Below are 17,339 nucleotides of genomic sequence, written 5' to 3'. Positions count from 1 at the left end.
TCCATGGCGACCGGGTTGATCAGGGTGACAACCATCTTGATGTTGTCGCCCGGCATCACCATCTCGACGCCTTCCGGCAGCTCGACCGCACCGGTGATGTCGGTGGTACGGAAGTAGAACTGCGGACGGTAGCCCTTGAAGAACGGGGTGTGACGGCCRCCTTCRTCCTTCGACAGGACGTAGACTTCGGCGTCGAACTTGGTGTGCGGCTTGATCGAACCCGGCTTGGCCAGAACCTGGCCACGCTCGACGTCGTCACGCTTGGTGCCGCGCAGCAGCAGACCGGCGTTGTCGCCTGCCTGRCCCTGGTCCAGCAGCTTGCGGAACATTTCCACGCCGGTCACGGTGGTCTTCTGCACCGGACGGATGCCGACGATTTCGATTTCTTCGCCGACCTTGATCACGCCGCGCTCGATACGACCGGTCACCACGGTGCCGCGGCCCGAGATCGAGAACACGTCTTCGACCGGCATCAGGAATGCCTTGTCGACGTCACGCTCCGGGGTCGGGATCCAGGTGTCCAGCGCCTCGACCAGCTTGATGACGGCCGGCACGCCGATGTCGCTCTGGTCGCCTTCCAGCGCCAGGCGGGCCGAACCCGAGATGATCGGGGTGTCGATTCGTATTCGACGTGCGCGGTCGAGATCGTGATGCCACGTGCCTTTTCTTCCGGCGCGGCGTCGATCGCGGAGTAATCCTTGAACTCGCCACCGAAGCGCTCGGCACCGATCTTGGTCAGTGCGGCGGTCAGCGTGGTCTTGCCGTGATCGACGTGACCGATGGTGCCGACGTTGACGTGCGGCTTGGTGCGCTCGAACTTACCCTTTGCCATTTCGTTCTACCTTTTAGTTCGTAAGTGGTTTGGAGGACCTGAGCGTTACGCTCAGGCCTTCTTCATGACTTCGTCGGCGATGTTGTTCGGCGCCGGCTCGTAGTGGTCAAATTCCATCGTGAAGGTGGCGCGGCCCTGGGTCTGCGAACGCAGCGAGGTCGCGTAGCCAAACATTTCGCCCAGCGGGATCATCGCGTTGATGATGCTGGCCGAACCGTCACCGGTGGTATCAGAACCCTGCAGAACGCCACGACGACGGCTGACGTCGCCCATCACGTCACCCTGGTAATCCTCCGGGGTCACGATCTCGACCTTCATGATCGGCTCCAGCAGGACCGGCTTGGCCTTGCGGAAGCCTTCCTTGAAGGCCATCGAGGAAGCGAGCTTGAACGCCATTTCCGAGGAGTCGACGTCGTGGTACGAGCCGAACACCAGCTTCACCTTGACGTCCACGACCGGGAAGCCAGCCAGCGGACCGCTGGTGATGGTTTCGCGCAGGCCCTTTTCGATCGACGGGATGAATTCCTTCGGAATCACGCCACCGGTGATGTCATTGATGAACAGGAAGTCGTCCTTGATGCCAGCGGCGATCTTCGGATCTGCACGATCGGCATCGGTGATCGGCGACAGCTCGATCACGACGTGACCGTACTGACCCTTACCACCGGACTGCTTGGCGTGCTTGTAGTCCGACTTCACATCCGACATGGTGATCGTTTCGCGGTAAGCCACCTGCGGCTTGCCGACGTTGGCTTCAACGTTGAACTCGCGCTTCATGCGGTCAACGATGATGTCCAGGTGCAGCTCGCCCATGCCCGAGATGATGGTCTGGCCGGATTCTTCGTCGGTCTTGACGCGGAACGACGGATCTTCCTGCGCCAGACGACCCAGTGCCAGACCCATCTTTTCCTGGTCGGACTTGGTCTTCGGCTCGACGGCCATCGAGATGACCGGCTCCGGGAACACCATGCGCTCGAGGATGATCGGCTGATCCATGGAGCACAGGGTGTCACCCGTGGTGGTGTCCTTCAGGCCCACGGCAGCGGCGATGTCGCCTGCCAGCACTTCCTTGATTTCTTCGCGGTTGTTGGAGTGCATCTGCAGGATACGGCCGATGCGCTCCTTCTTGCCCTTCACCGAGTTCAGCAGCTGGTCGCCTGCATTCAACGTGCCCGAGTAGACACGGAAGAAGGTCAGCGCGCCGACGAACGGATCGGTGATGATCTTGAAGGCCAGGGCCGAGAAGGGAGCCTTGTCGTCAGACTTGCGGCTCATTTCCTTGGTTTCATCGTCAACGTCGGTACCGGTCACGTCCGGCACGTCGATCGGCGACGGCAGCAGCTGGATCACGCCGTCCAGCATGGCCTGCACGCCCTTGTTCTTGAACGCCGAGCCGCAGTACATCGGCACGATGTCGGTCGCCAGGGTGCGCACGCGCAGGGCTTCGATGATCTCGGCTTCGGTCAGCTCATCGCCGCCCAGGTACTTGTCCATCAGCTCTTCGCTGGCTTCGGCAGCCGCTTCGATCATGAAGGTACGGGCTTCGGTTGCTTCAGCCAGCAGGTCGGCCGGCACATCGCTGTACTCGAACTTCATGCCCTGCGAAGCTTCATCCCAATGGATGGCCTTCATCTTCAGCAGATCGACGACGCCCTTGAAGCCTTCCTCAGCGCCGATCGGCAGCTGCATCGGAACGGCCTTGGCACCCAGCTTCGCCTTCAGCTGGCCAACGACCTTGCTGAAGTTGGCACCGGTACGGTCCATCTTGTTGACGAACGCGATGCGCGGCACCTTGTAACGGTTGGCCTGGCGCCACACGGTTTCCGACTGCGGCTGCACGCCACCGACGGCACACAGCACGAAGACGGCACCGTCGAGCACGCGCAGCGAGCGCTCCACTTCGATGGTGAAGTCGACGTGCCCGGGGGTGTCGATGATGTTGAAGCGGTGCTCCGGCAGGGACTTGTCCATGCCCTTCCAGAACGCGGTGGTCGCAGCGGACTGGATCGTGATGCCACGCTCCTGCTCCTGCTCCATCCAGTCCATGGTGGCGGCGCCGTCATGCACTTCACCGATCTTGTGGCTCTTGCCGGTGTAGAACAGGATGCGCTCGGACGTGGTGGTCTTGCCGGCATCGATGTGAGCCATGATGCCGAAATTGCGGTAACGCTCGATGGGAGTGGAACGGGCCACGGGGAGCCTCTCAGATTTCTTGGATTTCGGATGGCCGAACGCCGCCTTTCGGCGGCCTTCGGATTGGCGCAGCCCTTCTGGGGCCGCGAGGCAGCACCGAGATGGTGCTGCCCTGCCTGTTTTACAAGGCCGTCAAACTCACCAGCGGTAGTGGGCGAATGCCTTGTTGGCTTCGGCCATGCGGTGGGTTTCTTCGCGCTTCTTGATGGCGCCGCCACGGTTTTCCGCAGCGTCGATCAGTTCAGCGGCCAGCTTCTTCGGCATGGTGTTCTCACCACGCTTGCGCGCGGAGTCGATCAGCCAACGCATGGCCAGGGCCATCTTGCGCGAGGCGCGCACTTCGACCGGCACCTGATAGGTGGCACCACCGACACGGCGGGACTTGACTTCGACCGACGGAGCCACGTTTTCCAGAGCCTTCTGAACCAGCTCGACGGAATTCGGGTTCTTCTCACCGATCACGTCCATGGCGCCATAGACGATCTTTTCAGCGACCGACTTCTTGCCGCTCAGCATCACCATGTTGATGAAACGGGCGATGGTTTCGCTTCCGTGCTTCGGATCCGGCAGGACTGCGCGCTGCGGCGTATTACCTTTACGAGACATGTGTGCTTTCCCTTAGCTCTTCGGACGCTTGGCGCCGTACTTGGAACGGCCCTGGCGACGCTTGGCAACGCCGGAGGCGTCGAGCGAACCACGAACGGTGTGGTAACGCACACCCGGCAGATCCTTGACGCGACCGCCACGGATCAGGACCACGGAGTGCTCCTGCAGGTTGTGGCCTTCACCGCCGATGTAGGAAATCACTTCTTCCTGGTTGGTCAGGCGAACCTTGGCAACCTTGCGAAGGGCCGAGTTCGGCTTCTTCGGAGTAGTGGTGTAAACGCGCGTGCAGACGCCACGGCGCTGGGGGCACTTTTCGAGAGCCGGCGAGGCGCTCTTATAAGTGGTTGCCTGCCGCGGCTTGCGGACAAGCTGATTGATCGTCGCCATCAGTATGTTCTTCTGAGAGAGGCCGAAAAAACCGGCCATGAATGCGGATATGTGCGAGCAGGCGAAAGACCGGCCTGCTGAGACAGACGATTGTAGCAACCTGGCGAAAACGCGGTCAAATGCGCACACGCCAAGCCAGCCCTGATCCTGGGCCGTTACAGGGGAGCCTTCTCCATGCCCCCCGTTCAGGTTGTCGCCCGACCCATCGCTGGGCCGGGGCGGCATCCTACCTCATCGACGGCGAACAGACCAGCGGCCTGGGCCCTCGAGTGCAGATCCCGCCGAAGCGGGTCCTGCGTGATACGTGTCCGGCACGGAGCCGGACCATGAAGCAGGGACCGGCCGATGGCCGCCCCCTGCCCGATCGAGGTCCGGCCTGAGCCGGACCGGCCGATCAATCCTCGGCCTGCTCGGCGTCGGTCGACTCCACCACCACTTCCGGTGCTGCCACGGCCACGGCGGCTGCAGCTGCCGGGGTGCCGGCCAGGGTCTGCATTTCCGAGTCCGTCAGCCCGCTCGCATTGCGGCGGCGGTTGGCGTGGTAGGTCAGACCGGTACCGGCCGGAATCAGACGGCCGACGATCACGTTTTCCTTCAGGCCGCGCAGGTTGTCCTTGGTGCCGCGGACGGCAGCCTCGGTCAGCACGCGGGTGGTTTCCTGGAAGGAAGCAGCCGAGATGAACGATTCGGTAGCCAGCGATGCCTTGGTGATGCCCAGCAGGACCGGATCGAAGCGAGCAATCAGCTCGTTGCGGGTGGTCAGGCGTGCATTTTCCTCGATGACGCGCTGGCGCTCGACCTGTTCGCCGTTCAGGAACTTGCTGCTGCCCTGATCGGTGATCTCGACCTTGCGCAGCATCTGGCGGGTGATCACCTCGATGTGCTTGTCGTTGATCTTCACGCCCTGCAGGCGGTACACGTCCTGGATTTCCTTGACCAGGTAGGCGGCCAGCGGCTCGACACCCAGCAGACGCAGGATGTCCTGCGGGCTCGGCTCGCCGTCGACGATGGTTTCGCCCTTGGTCACGTGCTCACCTTCGAACACGATGACCTGACGGTACTTCGGAATCAGCTCTTCGTGTTCCGAACCATCGGTGTCCTTGATGATCAGGCGCTGCTTGCCCTTGGTGTCCTTGCCGAAGCTGATGATGCCCGAACGCTCGGCCAGCACCGCCGGATCCTTCGGCTTGCGCGCTTCGAACAGATCGGCCACGCGCGGCAGACCACCGGTGATGTCGCGGGTCTTGGACGCTTCCTGCGGGATCTTGGCAACCACGTCACCCACGCCGACGGCAGCGCCGTCCTGCAGGTTGACGATCGAGCGCGGCGGCAGCAGGTACTGCGCCGGCAGGTCGGTGCCCGGAATCGACAGGTCGTTGCCCTTGCCATCGACGATGCGGACGATCGGGCGCAGATCCTTCGCCTGGGCGCCGCGGCGCTTCGGGTCGGTGATTTCGCGCGACGCCAGGCCGGTCAGCTCATCGGTCTTCTCGATGACGGTAATGCCGTCGACGAAGTCGATGAAGCGGATGAAACCGGCCACTTCCGAAACGATCGGATGGTTATGCGGATCCCAGTTGGCCACGGTCTGGCCAGCCTTGACCGCATCACCGTCCTTGGAGGTGATGGTCGCACCGTACGGCAGCTTGTAACGCTCACGCTCACGGCCGTGCGCATCGAGCACCGACATTTCACCCGAGCGCGACACCGCGACCAGCGAGCCGTTGGCATGGGCAACCGACTTGAGGTTGCTGAACTTGACCGAGCCGGTGGTCTTGACGGTGATGTTGTCGACCGCAGCAGCTCGCGATGCCGCACCACCGATGTGGAACGTACGCATGGTCAGCTGGGTACCCGGCTCACCGATGGACTGCGCGGCGATGACGCCGACCGCTTCACCGATGTTGACCAGGTGGCCACGGGCCAGATCGCGGCCGTAGCAGCGAGCGCAGACGCCGAAGGCCGATTCGCAGGAGATCGTCGAGCGGACCTTGATGGTCTGCACGCTGGCCTCTTCAAGCTTGGCGACCCATGCTTCGTCGAGCAGGGTGTTGCGGGTGACGATCGGATCTTCGTCGTTGCCCGGCAGGAACACGTCCTCGGCAACCACGCGACCCAGCACGCGATCCTTCAACGGCTCGACCACGTCGCCGCCTTCAACGATCGGGGTCATGATCAGGCCTTCGGAGGTACCGCAGTCCACCTCGGTGATCACCACGTCCTGCGCCACGTCGACCAGACGACGGGTCAGGTAACCCGAGTTCGCCGTCTTCAGCGCGGTATCGGCCAGACCCTTACGGGCACCGTGGGTGGAGTTGAAGTACTCCTGCACGTTCAGGCCTTCGCGGAAGTTCGCCTTGATGGGCGTCTCGATGATCGAGCCATCGGGACGGGCCATCAGGCCACGCATGCCGGCCAGCTGACGGATCTGCGCCTGGCTGCCTCGTGCACCGGAGTCGGCCATGATGTACAGGGAGTTCATCGACTTCTGGTCGATGGTCTCGCCCTTGGCATTGATGACCTTCTCGGTACCGATGGTGTCCATCATCGCCTTGGCGATGCGCTCATTGGTGCGCGACCAGATGTCGACCACCTTGTTGTAGCGCTCGCCGGCGGTGACCAGACCCGACTGGTACTGCTCCTGGATTTCCAGCACTTCGGCTTCGGCCTCGGTGAGGATGCCCTTCTTCTCGTCCGGGATCAGCATGTCGTCGATGCCGATCGAGACGCCGGCACGGGTCGCGTAGGCGAAGCCGGTGTACATCAGCTTGTCGGCGAACACGACCGTGTCCTTCAGACCCAGCTGGCGGTAGCTGGAGTTGATCAGGCGGCTGATGTTCTTCTTGGTCAGCTCGGTGTTGGCCAGCGCGAACGGCAGGCCTTCCGGCAGGATTTCAGCCAGCAGGGCGCGACCGATGGTGGTATCCACGATCGAGGTCTTGCTCTGCTTGTTGCCCTCCTCGTCGGTCACCACCTCGGTGATGCGGACCTTGACGCGCGCATGCAGTTCCACCACGCGGTTGTCGTAGGCGCGCTTGACTTCGGCGATGTTGGCGAAGGCCATGCCCTCGCCCTTCTTGTTTTCCAGCGAGCGGGTCATGTAGTACAGACCCAGCACGACGTCCTGCGACGGCACGATGATCGGCTCGCCGTTGGCCGGCGACAGGATGTTGTTGGTGGACATCATCAGCGCACGCGCTTCCAGCTGGGCTTCCAGCGAGAGCGGCACGTGGACGGCCATCTGGTCACCGTCGAAGTCGGCGTTGAACGCAGTGCAGACCAGCGGGTGCAGCTGGATGGCCTTGCCTTCGATCAGCACCGGCTCGAACGCCTGGATGCCCAGACGGTGCAGGGTCGGCGCACGGTTCAGCATCACCGGATGTTCGCGGATGACCTCTTCCAGGATGTCCCAGACTTCGGCTTCTTCGCGCTCGACCAGCTTCTTGGCGGCCTTGATGGTGGTGGCCAGGCCACGACGCTGCAGCTTGGCGAAGACGAACGGCTTGAACAGCTCAAGCGCCATCTTCTTCGGCAGGCCGCACTGGTGCAGGCGCAGGTACGGACCGACCACGATGACCGAACGGCCCGAGTAGTCCACGCGCTTGCCGAGCAGGTTCTGACGGAAGCGACCCTGCTTGCCCTTGATCATGTCGGCCAGCGACTTCAGCGGGCGCTTGTTGGTGCCGGTGATGGCACGGCCGCGACGACCGTTGTCCAGCAGCGCATCGACCGATTCCTGCAGCATGCGCTTTTCATTGCGCACGATGATGTCCGGCGCGCTCAGTTCGAGCAGGCGGCGCAGGCGGTTGTTGCGGTTGATGACGCGGCGGTACAGGTCGTTCAGATCGGAGGTCGCGAAGCGGCCACCATCCAGCGGAACCAGCGGACGCAGGTCCGGCGGCAGCACCGGCAGCACGGTCATGACCATCCACTCCGGACGGTTGCCCGATTCCAGGAAGGCTTCGATCAGCTTGATGCGCTTGGTCAGTCGCTTGAGCTTGGTTTCCGAACCGGTGCTGGCGATCTCTTCGCGCAGGCGGGTCATTTCCGACTGCAGGTCGATGGTGCGCAGCAGTTCGTACACGGCCTCGGCGCCCATGGCGGCGTCGAAGTCGTCGCCATGCTCCTGGCGGGCCTGCAGGTACTGTTCTTCGGTCAGCAGCTGGCGGCGCTCCAGGGCGGTCAGGCCCGGCTCGGTCACCACGTAGGCTTCGAAGTACAGCACGCGCTCGATATCGCGCAGGGTCATGTCCAGCATCAGGCCGATGCGCGACGGCAGCGACTTCAGGAACCAGATGTGCGCGACCGGCGAGGCCAGGTCGATGTGGCCCATGCGCTCGCGACGCACCTTGGCCAGGGTCACTTCGGTGCCGCACTTCTCGCAGACCACGCCGCGGTGCTTCATGCGCTTGTACTTGCCGCACAGGCACTCGTAGTCCTTGACCGGTCCGAAGATGGCGGCGCAGAACAGGCCGTCACGTTCCGGCTTGAAGGTACGGTAGTTGATGGTTTCCGGCTTCTTCACTTCGCCGAAGGACCACGAACGGATCAGGTCCGGCGAAGCCAGCGCGATCTTGATCGCGTCGAAGTCCAGCGTCTGGCGCTGCTGGTTGAAGAGGTTGAGCAGGTCTTTCATGGTGTTCTCCAGAAGGAGGAATGCTGTGTCGATGGGCTTTCAGTTGACTGCCAGCGGCGCGGCGGCGGTGGCCGCCGCGCCGGCATGGATCAGTTGTCTTCCAGTTCCATGTTGATGGCCAGCGAGCGGATTTCCTTCACCAGGACGTTGAAGGATTCCGGCATGCCCGCGACCATCTCGTGCTCACCGTCGACGATGTTCTTGTACATCTGGTTGCGGCCCTGCACGTCATCGGACTTCACCGTCAGCATTTCCTGCAGGGTGTAGGCCGCGCCGTAGGCTTCCAGCGCCCAGACTTCCATTTCACCGAAGCGCTGGCCGCCGAACTGCGCCTTGCCGCCCAGCGGCTGCTGGGTGACGAGCGAGTACGGACCGGTCGAACGGGCGTGCATCTTGTCGTCGACCAGGTGGTTCAGCTTCAGGTAGTGCATGTAGCCAACGGTGGTGTGGCGATCGAAGGCTTCACCGGTGCGGCCGTCATACAGCTGGGTCTGGCCACTGCTCGGCAGGTCGGCCAGTTCCAGCATGCGCTTGATTTCCGCTTCGGTGGCACCGTCGAACACCGGCGTTGCCATCGGCACGCCGTCGAACAGGTTGCGGGCCAGGCGCAGCAGTTCCTCGTCGCTGAACTGCGACAGGTCGACACGGTTGGCCACGTTGGTGTCATCGTGGTTGTAGATGTCGTCCAGGAACTTGCGCAGGTCGGCGACCGCGGCCTGGGCTTCCAGCATTGCCTGGATCTTGCGACCCAGACCCTTGGCGGCCCAGCCCAGGTGCACTTCCAGGATCTGCCCGATGTTCATACGCGACGGCACGCCCAGCGGGTTCAGCACGATGTCCACGGTTTCGCCCGAGGCCATGTACGGCATGTCCTCGACCGGCACCACGTTGGAGACCACACCCTTGTTGCCGTGGCGGCCTGCCATCTTGTCGCCCGGCTGGATGCGGCGCTTCACGGCCAGGAACACCTTGACCATCTTCAGCACGCCCGGAGCCAGATCGTCGCCCGCGGTGATCTTGCCGCGCTTGTCGGCGAAGCGACGCTCGAATTCCTTCTCGTGCGCCTGGATCTGCTTCTGTGCGCGTTCGATGGCTTCGGCAGCGTCCTCGTCCTTCATGCGCAGCACGAACCAGTCGGCCTTCTTCAGGCCATCCAGGTAGGCGTCGGAGACAACGTCGCCCTTCTTCAGGCCGGCGCCGCCGTTGACCACCTTGCCGACGATCTGCGAACGCAGACGGGCATAGATGGCTGCTTCCAGGATGCGGAACTGGTCGTCGAAGTCCTTCTTGACGCGCTTGATTTCAGACTCTTCGATCTGACGGGCGCGCTTGTCCTTCTCGATGCCGTCGCGGGTGAAGACCTGCACGTCGATGACGGTGCCGTCCATGCCCGGCGGCACGCGCAGCGAGCTGTCCTTCACGTCCGAAGCCTTCTCACCGAAGATCGCGCGCAGCAGCTTCTCTTCCGGGGTCAGCTGGCTTTCGCCCTTCGGGGTGACCTTGCCGACCATGATGTCGCCGGCGCGGACTTCGGCACCGATGTACACCACGCCGCTCTCGTCCAGGCGGTTCAGCGCCTGCTCGGAAACGTTCGGGATGTCGGCCGAGATTTCCTCCGGCCCCAGCTTGGTGTCACGCGCAACGCAGGTCAGCTCTTCGATGTGGATCGTGGTGTAGCGATCCTCTTCCACCACGCGCTCGGAGAGCAGGATGGAGTCTTCGAAGTTGTAGCCGTTCCACGGCATGAAGGCGATCAGCATGTTCTGGCCCAGGGCCAGTTCACCGATGTCGGTGGACGGACCATCGGCCAGCACGTCGCCACGCGCCACCACGTTGCCCACTTCCACCAGCGGACGCTGGTTGATGCAGGTGTTCTGGTTGGAACGGGTGTACTTGATCAGGTTGTAGATGTCGACGCCGGCATCGGACGCATCGGTGATCTCGGCTTCGTTGACCTTGACCACGATGCGGGCGGCGTCGATCTGCACGATCTCGCCACCACGACGGGCGTTCACGGTCACACCCGAGTCACGCGCCACGGCGCGCTCGATGCCGGTACCGACCAGCGGCTTCTGCGCACGCAGGGTCGGCACGGCCTGACGCTGCATGTTCGCGCCCATCAGTGCGCGGTTGGCGTCATCGTGCTCCAGGAACGGAACCAGCGCAGCCGCGATCGACACGGTCTGCATCGGCGAGACGTCCATGAAGTGGACTTCCGCCGGCGGCTTCAGCAGCGATTCGCCCTGGTAACGGCAGGGGACGAACTGCTCGGTCAGCACGCTGTTGGCATCGGTCAGGGCGTTTGCCTGGGCGATGACGTACTCGTTTTCTTCGATGGCCGACAGGAACTCGACTTCGTCGAAGACCTTGCCGTCCACGACCTTGCGGTACGGGGTCTCGAGGAAACCGTACTGGTTGGTGCGGGCGTACACGGCCAGCGAGTTGATCAGGCCGATGTTCGGGCCTTCCGGGGTTTCGATGGTGCAGACGCGGCCGTAATGGGTCGGGTGCACGTCGCGCACTTCGAAGCCGGCGCGCTCACGAGTCAGGCCGCCCGGGCCCAGGGCCGAGACGCGGCGCTTGTGCGTGACTTCCGACAGCGGGTTGTTCTGATCCATGAACTGCGACAGCTGCGAGGAGCCGAAGAATTCCTTGATCGCCGCAGCCACCGGCTTGGCGTTGATCAGCTCCTGCGGGGTCAGGCCTTCCGACTCTGCCATCGACAGGCGTTCCTTGACCGCGCGCTCGACGCGGACCAGGCCCACGCGGAACACGTTCTCGGCCATTTCACCGACCGAACGCACGCGACGGTTGCCCAGGTGATCGATGTCATCGACCACGCCGCGACCGTTGCGGATCTCGGTCAGGACCTTGATCACGTCCAGGATGTCCGAGCTGTCACCGTGGGCGGCAACCAGGCGCTTGGACTCTTCGTCGTTGCGCTCGCCGTAGTACTTGCGGTCGTACAGCACCGCTTCGCCGGTGGTTTCCTTGCGGCCCACGCGACGGTTGAACTTCATGCGACCGACGGCCGACAGGTCGTAGCGCTCGAAGGTGAAGAACAGGTTGTGGAACAGGTTCTGCGCGGCATCCTTGGTCGGCGGCTCGCCCGGACGCATCATGCGGTAGATCTCGACCAGGGCTTCCAGCTGGGTCTTGGTCGGATCGATGCGCAGGGTGTTGGACAGGTACGGGCCACGATCCAGGTCGTTCACCCACAGGGTGCCCACGGCATCGACGCCGGCCTTGCGGAAGTTCTGCAGCTGCTCGTCGGTGATTTCGTCGTTGGCCTGGGCCAGCAGTTCGCCAGTCGAGGCATCGACCACGTCGTGCGACAGGATGCGGCCGACGATGTAGTCGTCCGGCACGGCCAGGGCGGCGATGCCCGAGGCTTCCAGCTGCTTGATGTGGCGCGCGGTGATGCGCTTGCCGGCTTCCACGATGACCTTGTCGCCGTCGGCGAGGTCGAAGCCCAGGGTTTCGCCGCGCAGGCGCTCCGGCACCAGCTCCAGCTGGACGCCTTCATCCGGGTTGATGTGGAAGGTGTTGATCTCGAAGAACTCGGCCAGCATCTCTTCGTTGCTGTAGCCCAGCGCACGCAGCAGGATCGACACCGGCAGCTTGCGGCGACGGTCGATACGGGTGAACAGCGCGTCCTTCGGGTCGAACTCGAAGTCCAGCCAGGAGCCGCGGTAAGGAATGATGCGGGCGCTGTACAGCAGCTTGCCCGAGCTGTGGGTCTTGCCACGGTCGTGATCGAAGAACACGCCCGGCGAGCGGTGCAGCTGCGAGACGATGACGCGCTCGGTGCCGTTGACGATGAAGGTGCCGTTGTCGGTCATCAGCGGGATTTCGCCGAGGTAGACCTCCTGCTCCTTCACGTACTTGATGGCCTTGGTCGACGACTCGCGGTCGTAGATCACCAGGCGCACGGTCACGCGCAGCGGCGCACCGTAGCTCATGCCACGCTGACGGCACTCACGCTCGTCGAAGACCGGATCGCCCAGCTTGTAGCCGACGTATTCCAGGGCGGCATTGCCGCTGTAGCTGGCGATCGGGAAGACCGACTTCAGTGCAGCGTGCAGGCCGTGGTCCGTGCGCTTGGCCGGATCGACGTTTTCCTGCAGGAATTCACGGTAGGAATCCACCTGGATGGCGAGCAGGAACGGCACTTCGAGAATCGAACGCTGCTTGCCGAAATCCTTGCGGATACGCTTTTTTTCGGTGAACGAATAGGACGTCATGAGGTCTTCCACCTTGTTGTGCGAGTCGTGCGCCCACGACCCGAAGGGAACTTGAAATTGTCAGTTGGAAGTCGCTGGTATTGCCGGCACCAGCACGCCTTCTCCCGCTACTTCCAACTGCCAACTCGTCTGCATCCACTCCCCCGCCGCCGCGCGTAGCGCTGGCCGACCAGGGTTTGACCGCAGCCCGTGTTGGGCTTTTCACCGTATTTCCGTAGAACCGCGCCACGATTGGTCGGCCCTACAACAACGACCAAAGGCCGGGGGCTTACGCCCCCAGCCTTGGCTGCATCGCCGGATTTCGATGGCGACGCAAAGGAAGTGCTTACTTGACTTCGACAGTCGCGCCAGCAGCTTCCAGGTCCTTCTTCATCTTCTCGGCTTCGTCCTTCGAAGCGTTGTCCTTCAGGACGCCGCCGGCTTCGGCCAGGTCCTTCGCTTCCTTCAGGCCCAGGCCGGTGATGGCGCGGACGGCCTTGATGACTTCGACCTTCTTGTCGCCAGCGGTCTTCAGGGTGACGACGAATTCGGTCTGCTCTTCAACGACGGCAGCCGGGCCAGCCACAGCAGCGGCGACCGGAGCAGCGGCGGAGACGCCGAACTTCTCTTCGATGGCCTTGACCAGCTCCATCACTTCCATCAGGGACTTCTCGGCGATGGCGTCGACGATCTGTTCGTTGGTAAGGGACATGATAATTACCTTTGGATGTTTTTCTGGATTGAGGTTCCGTCAGGAACCACGATTAGTCGAAACTCAGGCGGTCTCGGCGGCCGGTTCAGCAGCGTCGGCGGCGACGTCGCCACCATTCTGCTTGTCGCCGATTGCCTTGATGGCGCGGGCGAACATCGTGACCGGCTCGGTCAGGACGCGGGCCAGCATTGCCAGGGCCTGGTCGCGGGTCGGCAGCGAGGCCAACACGTCGACATGGCTTGCCGGGAACACTTCACCACCGATTGCGACGACCTTGGCCTTCAGCTTGTCGTTGCCCTTGGCGGCATCCTTGATCAGGCGACCGGCAGCACCGGGCTCCTCGAGCGAGAACGCGTACAGCAGCGGACCAACCATCTGGTCCTGTGCGACTGCGAACTCGGTGCCTTCAACAGCACGCGACGCCAGGGTGTTCTTGACAACTTTCAAGAAAACGCCGGTTTCACGCGCCTGCTTACGCATCGCGGTCATCTGAGCGACCGTGGTGCCAGCGTATTCGGCTGCGATCAAGGAGTGTGCCTTACCAGCAATTTCTGCCAGCTCCGCGACTACTTCTTGCTTCTGGGACAGATTGAGAGCCATTGCACTCCTCCAATTGAACTCCGCTTACGGCTCCTGCCGTGTGCGGTCCTGTGCAGCATCCGTCCTGGACGCCGGGAACATCGGAATGATGTTCCGGGGGTGGGCCGTTCTAGACCTGGAGTGGGCCAACCTGGGAAATCCCAGACGTGCGTGAACCAGAAAAACTCCAGAAGGGCACCATCTACGCAGGGTGATTCCGGGGAATCGATTAAGCGGTCATGGCTGCTTCGGCGGCGACTCCCTGCCAATTCGAGCTTCCGTGCCCGTCGCCGACATGCCACGACCGCACCTGCGGTCTTTGACGGCTACCACCGGCGATGGGTTGCCGGCGATGCCTTCAAATGTCACGGTCACGGAGCCCGAGGGACCCGTGACCGTCTCAAACAATTACTTCAGCGACAGCGACGACTGGTCGACGGTGACGCCCGGGCCCATCGTCGAGCTGACCGACACCTTCTGCAGGTACAGGCCCTTCGAGGTAGCCGGCTTGGCCTTGATCAGGTCCAGCAGCAGCGCGGTCAGGTTCGACTTCAGCGCGTCTTCGGCGAAGTCGGCCTTGCCGATGGTGCAGTGGATGATGCCGGCCTTGTCGGTGCGGTAACGCACCTGACCCGACTTGGCATTCTTCACAGCCTCACCCGGGTTCGGGGAGACGGTGCCGACCTTCGGGTTCGGCATCAGGCCGCGCGGGCCCAGCACGGTACCCAGCTTGCCGACGACGCGCATTGCGTCCGGGGTCGCGATCACGACGTCGTAGTTCAGATCGCCGGCCTGCATCTTCTCGGCCAGGTCGTCCATACCGACGGCTTCGGCGCCAGCGGCCAGGGCTTCATCAGCCTTGGCACCGGCCGGAGCGAAGACAGCGACGCGGACCGACTTGCCGGTACCAGCCGGCAGCACGGTGGAACCACGAACCTGCTGGTCGGACTTCTTCGCGTCGACGCCCAGGCGCACAGCAACGTCGATCGACTCGACGAACTTGGCCTTGGTGGCGGTCTTCAGGATGTTGATTGCGTCCTCGAAGGCATACGCCTTACCCGGGACAACGGCGGCCTTGATGGCCTTTTCGCGCTTGTTCTGTGCCATCTGATTAACCCTCCACCACGAGGCCCATGGAACGGGCAGAGCCAGCGATGGTACGCACGGCGGCGTCCAGGTCGGCGGCAGTCAGATCCGGTTCCTTCGCCTTGGCGATCTCTTCCAGCTGCTTACGGGTGACCTTGCCGACCTTCTCGGTGTTCGGGCGCTTGGAGCCCGACGAGATGCCAGCGGCCTTCTTCAGCAGGGTGGTGGCCGGGGTGCTCTTGGTGATGAAGGTGAACGTACGGTCCGAATAGGCCGTGATGATCACCGGAACCGGCAGACCCGGCTCGAGCTTCTGCGTGGCGGCATTGAAGGCCTTGCAGAATTCCATGATGTTCAGGCCGCGCTGACCCAGCGCAGGACCGACCGGCGGCGAGGGGTTGGCCTGACCGGCCTTCACCTGCAGCTTGATATAACCGACAACTTTCTTTGCCATGTGAGTACTCTCCGGGTGCTAGCGCCTTGCGACAACAGGCTCCCCATCGGACCGGGAATCACGCGTCCCGGCATCGCGTTTTGAAATCATGCCGAAGGCCACCTTTCGGTGGCCTCGTCCCGCCAGCTTCCCAACGGGAGCCGCGCAGCATATCAGGTTTTTTCTTCACATGCCTGAAGCGGCATGTGAATACAGATCAGACGGCCTTTTCGACCTGACCGAACTCGAGTTCGACCGGAGTGGCGCGACCGAAGATCAGCACCGAGACGCGCAGACGGCTCTTCTCGTAGTTGACCTCTTCGACGACACCGTTGAAGTCGTTGAACGGACCCTCGGTGACGCGGACCATCTGGCCCGGCTCGAACAGCACCTTCGGACGCGGCTTCTCGACGCCTTCCTGGACACGGTTCAGAATCGCCTCGGCCTCGGAATCGGCGATCGGCAGCGGGCGATCAGCGGTTCCGCCGATGAAGCCCATGACGCGCGGGGTTTCCTTGACCAGATGCCAGCTTTCGTTGTCGATGCGCGGAATGCCAGCTTCTTCGTGGGTCTCGATCTGGACCAGCACGTAACCCGGGAAGAACTTGCGCTCGGAACGGCGCTTCTGGCCGGCGCGCATTTCGATCACTTCCTCGGTCGGAACCAGGACGTCGCCGAAGCGCTCTTCCATGCCGTCACGGACGATGCGATCGCGCAGAGCCTGCGCCACCGACTTCTCGAAGCCCGAATAGGCGTGAACGACGTACCAACGCTTCATGCATTTCTCCTTAGCGGCTCAGGAACCACTGAGTCAGTTTCTGGATGAAGAAGTCGAACCCGCCCAGCAGCAAGCTGAGGATCAGGACGACGACAATCACCACCCAGGTCATGCGGATGGCTTCCTGACGGGTCGGCCAAACCACTTTACGCAGTTCGAAACGCGACTCGGAGAGGAATTCGCGGGTGTCGCGCCCCTTGCCGGTCAGCATGAACACGCCGATACCGCCAACCAGGCCGACCACGACCGCCAACGCACGCAGCTGACCCGTCCACGAGCCCAGCTGGGCGGCGCGACCGGAATCGGCGGAGAACCAGAACCAGACGAACAGACCTGCCAGCACCAGCAACGATGCGAGGACGTACTTGACGATATCCCCGCCTTGCGCGGAGGTGTCCTTGGAATGTTCGATCTTGCTATTCATCAGGCTGTGTCTGCTTTAGCGGCAGGGCCGCTCGGTAAGGTGGGCAGATGGCACGCCAGGAGGGACTCGAACCCCCAACCTGCGGTTTTGGAGACCGCTGCTCTGCCAATTGAGCTACTGGCGTACGTTGAAAACTTGCCTTCCCTTAGACGGCGAAGGCGGACCGAGGTTCCCGGCCCGCCACTCGCCAGACCGGCAGCGCTATGCGACCGCCGGCATGCAGGCTTACTCGAGGATGGTGGCAACCACGCCAGCACCGACGGTACGGCCACCTTCGCGGATTGCGAAGCGCAGGCCGGCGTCCATGGCGACCGGGTTGATCAGGGTGACAACCATCTTGATGTTGTCGCCCGGCATCACCATCTCGACGCCTTCCGGCAGCTCGACCGCACCGGTGATGTCGGTGGTACGGAAGTAGAACTGCGGACGGTAGCCCTTGAAGAACGGGGT

General features: G+C 62.9%; 11 protein-coding genes, 1 tRNA gene and 2 pseudogenes. All 14 read right to left on the bottom strand.

The genetic code is table 11. The features are described 5' to 3' along the window. Positions 1–832, bottom strand: a pseudogene (locus tag AB4Y98_RS20245) (EF-Tu/IF-2/RF-3 family GTPase); the annotation flags it as partial. Between the two features lie 51 nt (positions 833–883). Next, entirely contained in the window at positions 884–3,025 is a 2,142-nt protein-coding gene (gene fusA / locus AB4Y98_RS20240) for an elongation factor G (RefSeq protein WP_251472291.1), read from the bottom strand. A 138-nt stretch (positions 3,026–3,163) separates the two neighbouring features. Beyond that, complete coding sequence (gene rpsG / locus AB4Y98_RS20235) at positions 3,164–3,631, bottom strand: 30S ribosomal protein S7 (protein ID WP_089238997.1); 468 nt, start codon at positions 3,629–3,631, stop codon at positions 3,164–3,166. Positions 3,632–3,643: 12 nt separating this feature from the next. Further along, positions 3,644–4,018 (bottom strand): 30S ribosomal protein S12, encoded by a 375-nt coding sequence (gene rpsL, locus AB4Y98_RS20230; protein ID WP_025879344.1) that lies wholly within the window; start codon positions 4,016–4,018, stop codon positions 3,644–3,646. A gap of 394 nt (positions 4,019–4,412) precedes the next feature. After that, positions 4,413–8,654 carry a DNA-directed RNA polymerase subunit beta' gene (gene rpoC / locus AB4Y98_RS20225; RefSeq protein WP_223494314.1) on the bottom strand — a complete coding sequence of 1,414 codons (4,242 nt, stop codon included), beginning with the start codon at positions 8,652–8,654 and terminating at the stop codon, positions 4,413–4,415. 89 nt (positions 8,655–8,743) lie between these two features. Further along, positions 8,744–12,898, bottom strand: coding sequence for a DNA-directed RNA polymerase subunit beta (gene rpoB / locus AB4Y98_RS20220; RefSeq protein WP_312785444.1), 4,155 nt, complete (start codon positions 12,896–12,898; stop codon positions 8,744–8,746). Positions 12,899–13,223: 325 nt separating this feature from the next. Continuing rightward, positions 13,224–13,589, bottom strand: coding sequence for a 50S ribosomal protein L7/L12 (rplL, locus tag AB4Y98_RS20215; protein ID WP_025879347.1), 366 nt, complete (start codon positions 13,587–13,589; stop codon positions 13,224–13,226). A 63-nt stretch (positions 13,590–13,652) separates the two neighbouring features. Then, on the bottom strand, positions 13,653–14,189 hold the full coding sequence (gene rplJ / locus AB4Y98_RS20210; protein ID WP_223494313.1) for a 50S ribosomal protein L10: 537 nt from the start codon (positions 14,187–14,189) through the stop codon (positions 13,653–13,655). Positions 14,190–14,576: 387 nt separating this feature from the next. After that, positions 14,577–15,275: a 50S ribosomal protein L1 gene (gene rplA, locus AB4Y98_RS20205; RefSeq protein ID WP_089238989.1), complete on the bottom strand. Its 699-nt coding sequence runs from the start codon at positions 15,273–15,275 to the stop codon at positions 14,577–14,579. A gap of 4 nt (positions 15,276–15,279) precedes the next feature. Further along, entirely contained in the window at positions 15,280–15,708 is a 429-nt protein-coding gene (gene rplK, locus AB4Y98_RS20200) for a 50S ribosomal protein L11 (RefSeq protein ID WP_004145248.1), read from the bottom strand. Between the two features lie 196 nt (positions 15,709–15,904). Next, entirely contained in the window at positions 15,905–16,465 is a 561-nt protein-coding gene (gene nusG / locus AB4Y98_RS20195) for a transcription termination/antitermination protein NusG (protein ID WP_025879350.1), read from the bottom strand. Between the two features lie 10 nt (positions 16,466–16,475). Next, positions 16,476–16,889, bottom strand: a complete 414-nt coding sequence (gene secE / locus AB4Y98_RS20190) for a preprotein translocase subunit SecE (protein WP_100463179.1) — start codon at positions 16,887–16,889, stop codon at positions 16,476–16,478. Positions 16,890–16,937: 48 nt separating this feature from the next. Then, positions 16,938–17,013, bottom strand: a tRNA-Trp gene (locus AB4Y98_RS20185). Between the two features lie 101 nt (positions 17,014–17,114). Beyond that, positions 17,115–17,339, bottom strand: a pseudogene (gene tuf / locus AB4Y98_RS20180) (elongation factor Tu); the annotation flags it as partial.

The organism is Stenotrophomonas sp. 2YAF26 (assembly GCF_052114625.1).
Classification (GTDB): Bacteria; Pseudomonadota; Gammaproteobacteria; order Xanthomonadales; family Xanthomonadaceae; genus Stenotrophomonas; species Stenotrophomonas indicatrix.
This window is presented reverse-complemented; position numbering and strand designations above follow the sequence as displayed.

Coding starts and splice junctions, on each gene's coding strand:
- rplA (WP_089238989.1), bottom strand. CDS start 15,275: ATGGCACAGAACAAGCGCGAAAAGGCCATCAAGGCCGCCGTTGTCCCG.
- rplK (WP_004145248.1), bottom strand. CDS start 15,708: ATGGCAAAGAAAGTTGTCGGTTATATCAAGCTGCAGGTGAAGGCCGGT.
- rpoC (WP_223494314.1), bottom strand. CDS start 8,654: ATGAAAGACCTGCTCAACCTCTTCAACCAGCAGCGCCAGACGCTGGAC.
- rplL (WP_025879347.1), bottom strand. CDS start 13,589: ATGTCCCTTACCAACGAACAGATCGTCGACGCCATCGCCGAGAAGTCC.
- rplJ (WP_223494313.1), bottom strand. CDS start 14,189: ATGGCTCTCAATCTGTCCCAGAAGCAAGAAGTAGTCGCGGAGCTGGCA.
- nusG (WP_025879350.1), bottom strand. CDS start 16,465: ATGAAGCGTTGGTACGTCGTTCACGCCTATTCGGGCTTCGAGAAGTCG.
- secE (WP_100463179.1), bottom strand. CDS start 16,889: ATGAATAGCAAGATCGAACATTCCAAGGACACCTCCGCGCAAGGCGGG.
- rpoB (WP_312785444.1), bottom strand. CDS start 12,898: ATGACGTCCTATTCGTTCACCGAAAAAAAGCGTATCCGCAAGGATTTC.
- rpsL (WP_025879344.1), bottom strand. CDS start 4,018: ATGGCGACGATCAATCAGCTTGTCCGCAAGCCGCGGCAGGCAACCACT.
- rpsG (WP_089238997.1), bottom strand. CDS start 3,631: ATGTCTCGTAAAGGTAATACGCCGCAGCGCGCAGTCCTGCCGGATCCG.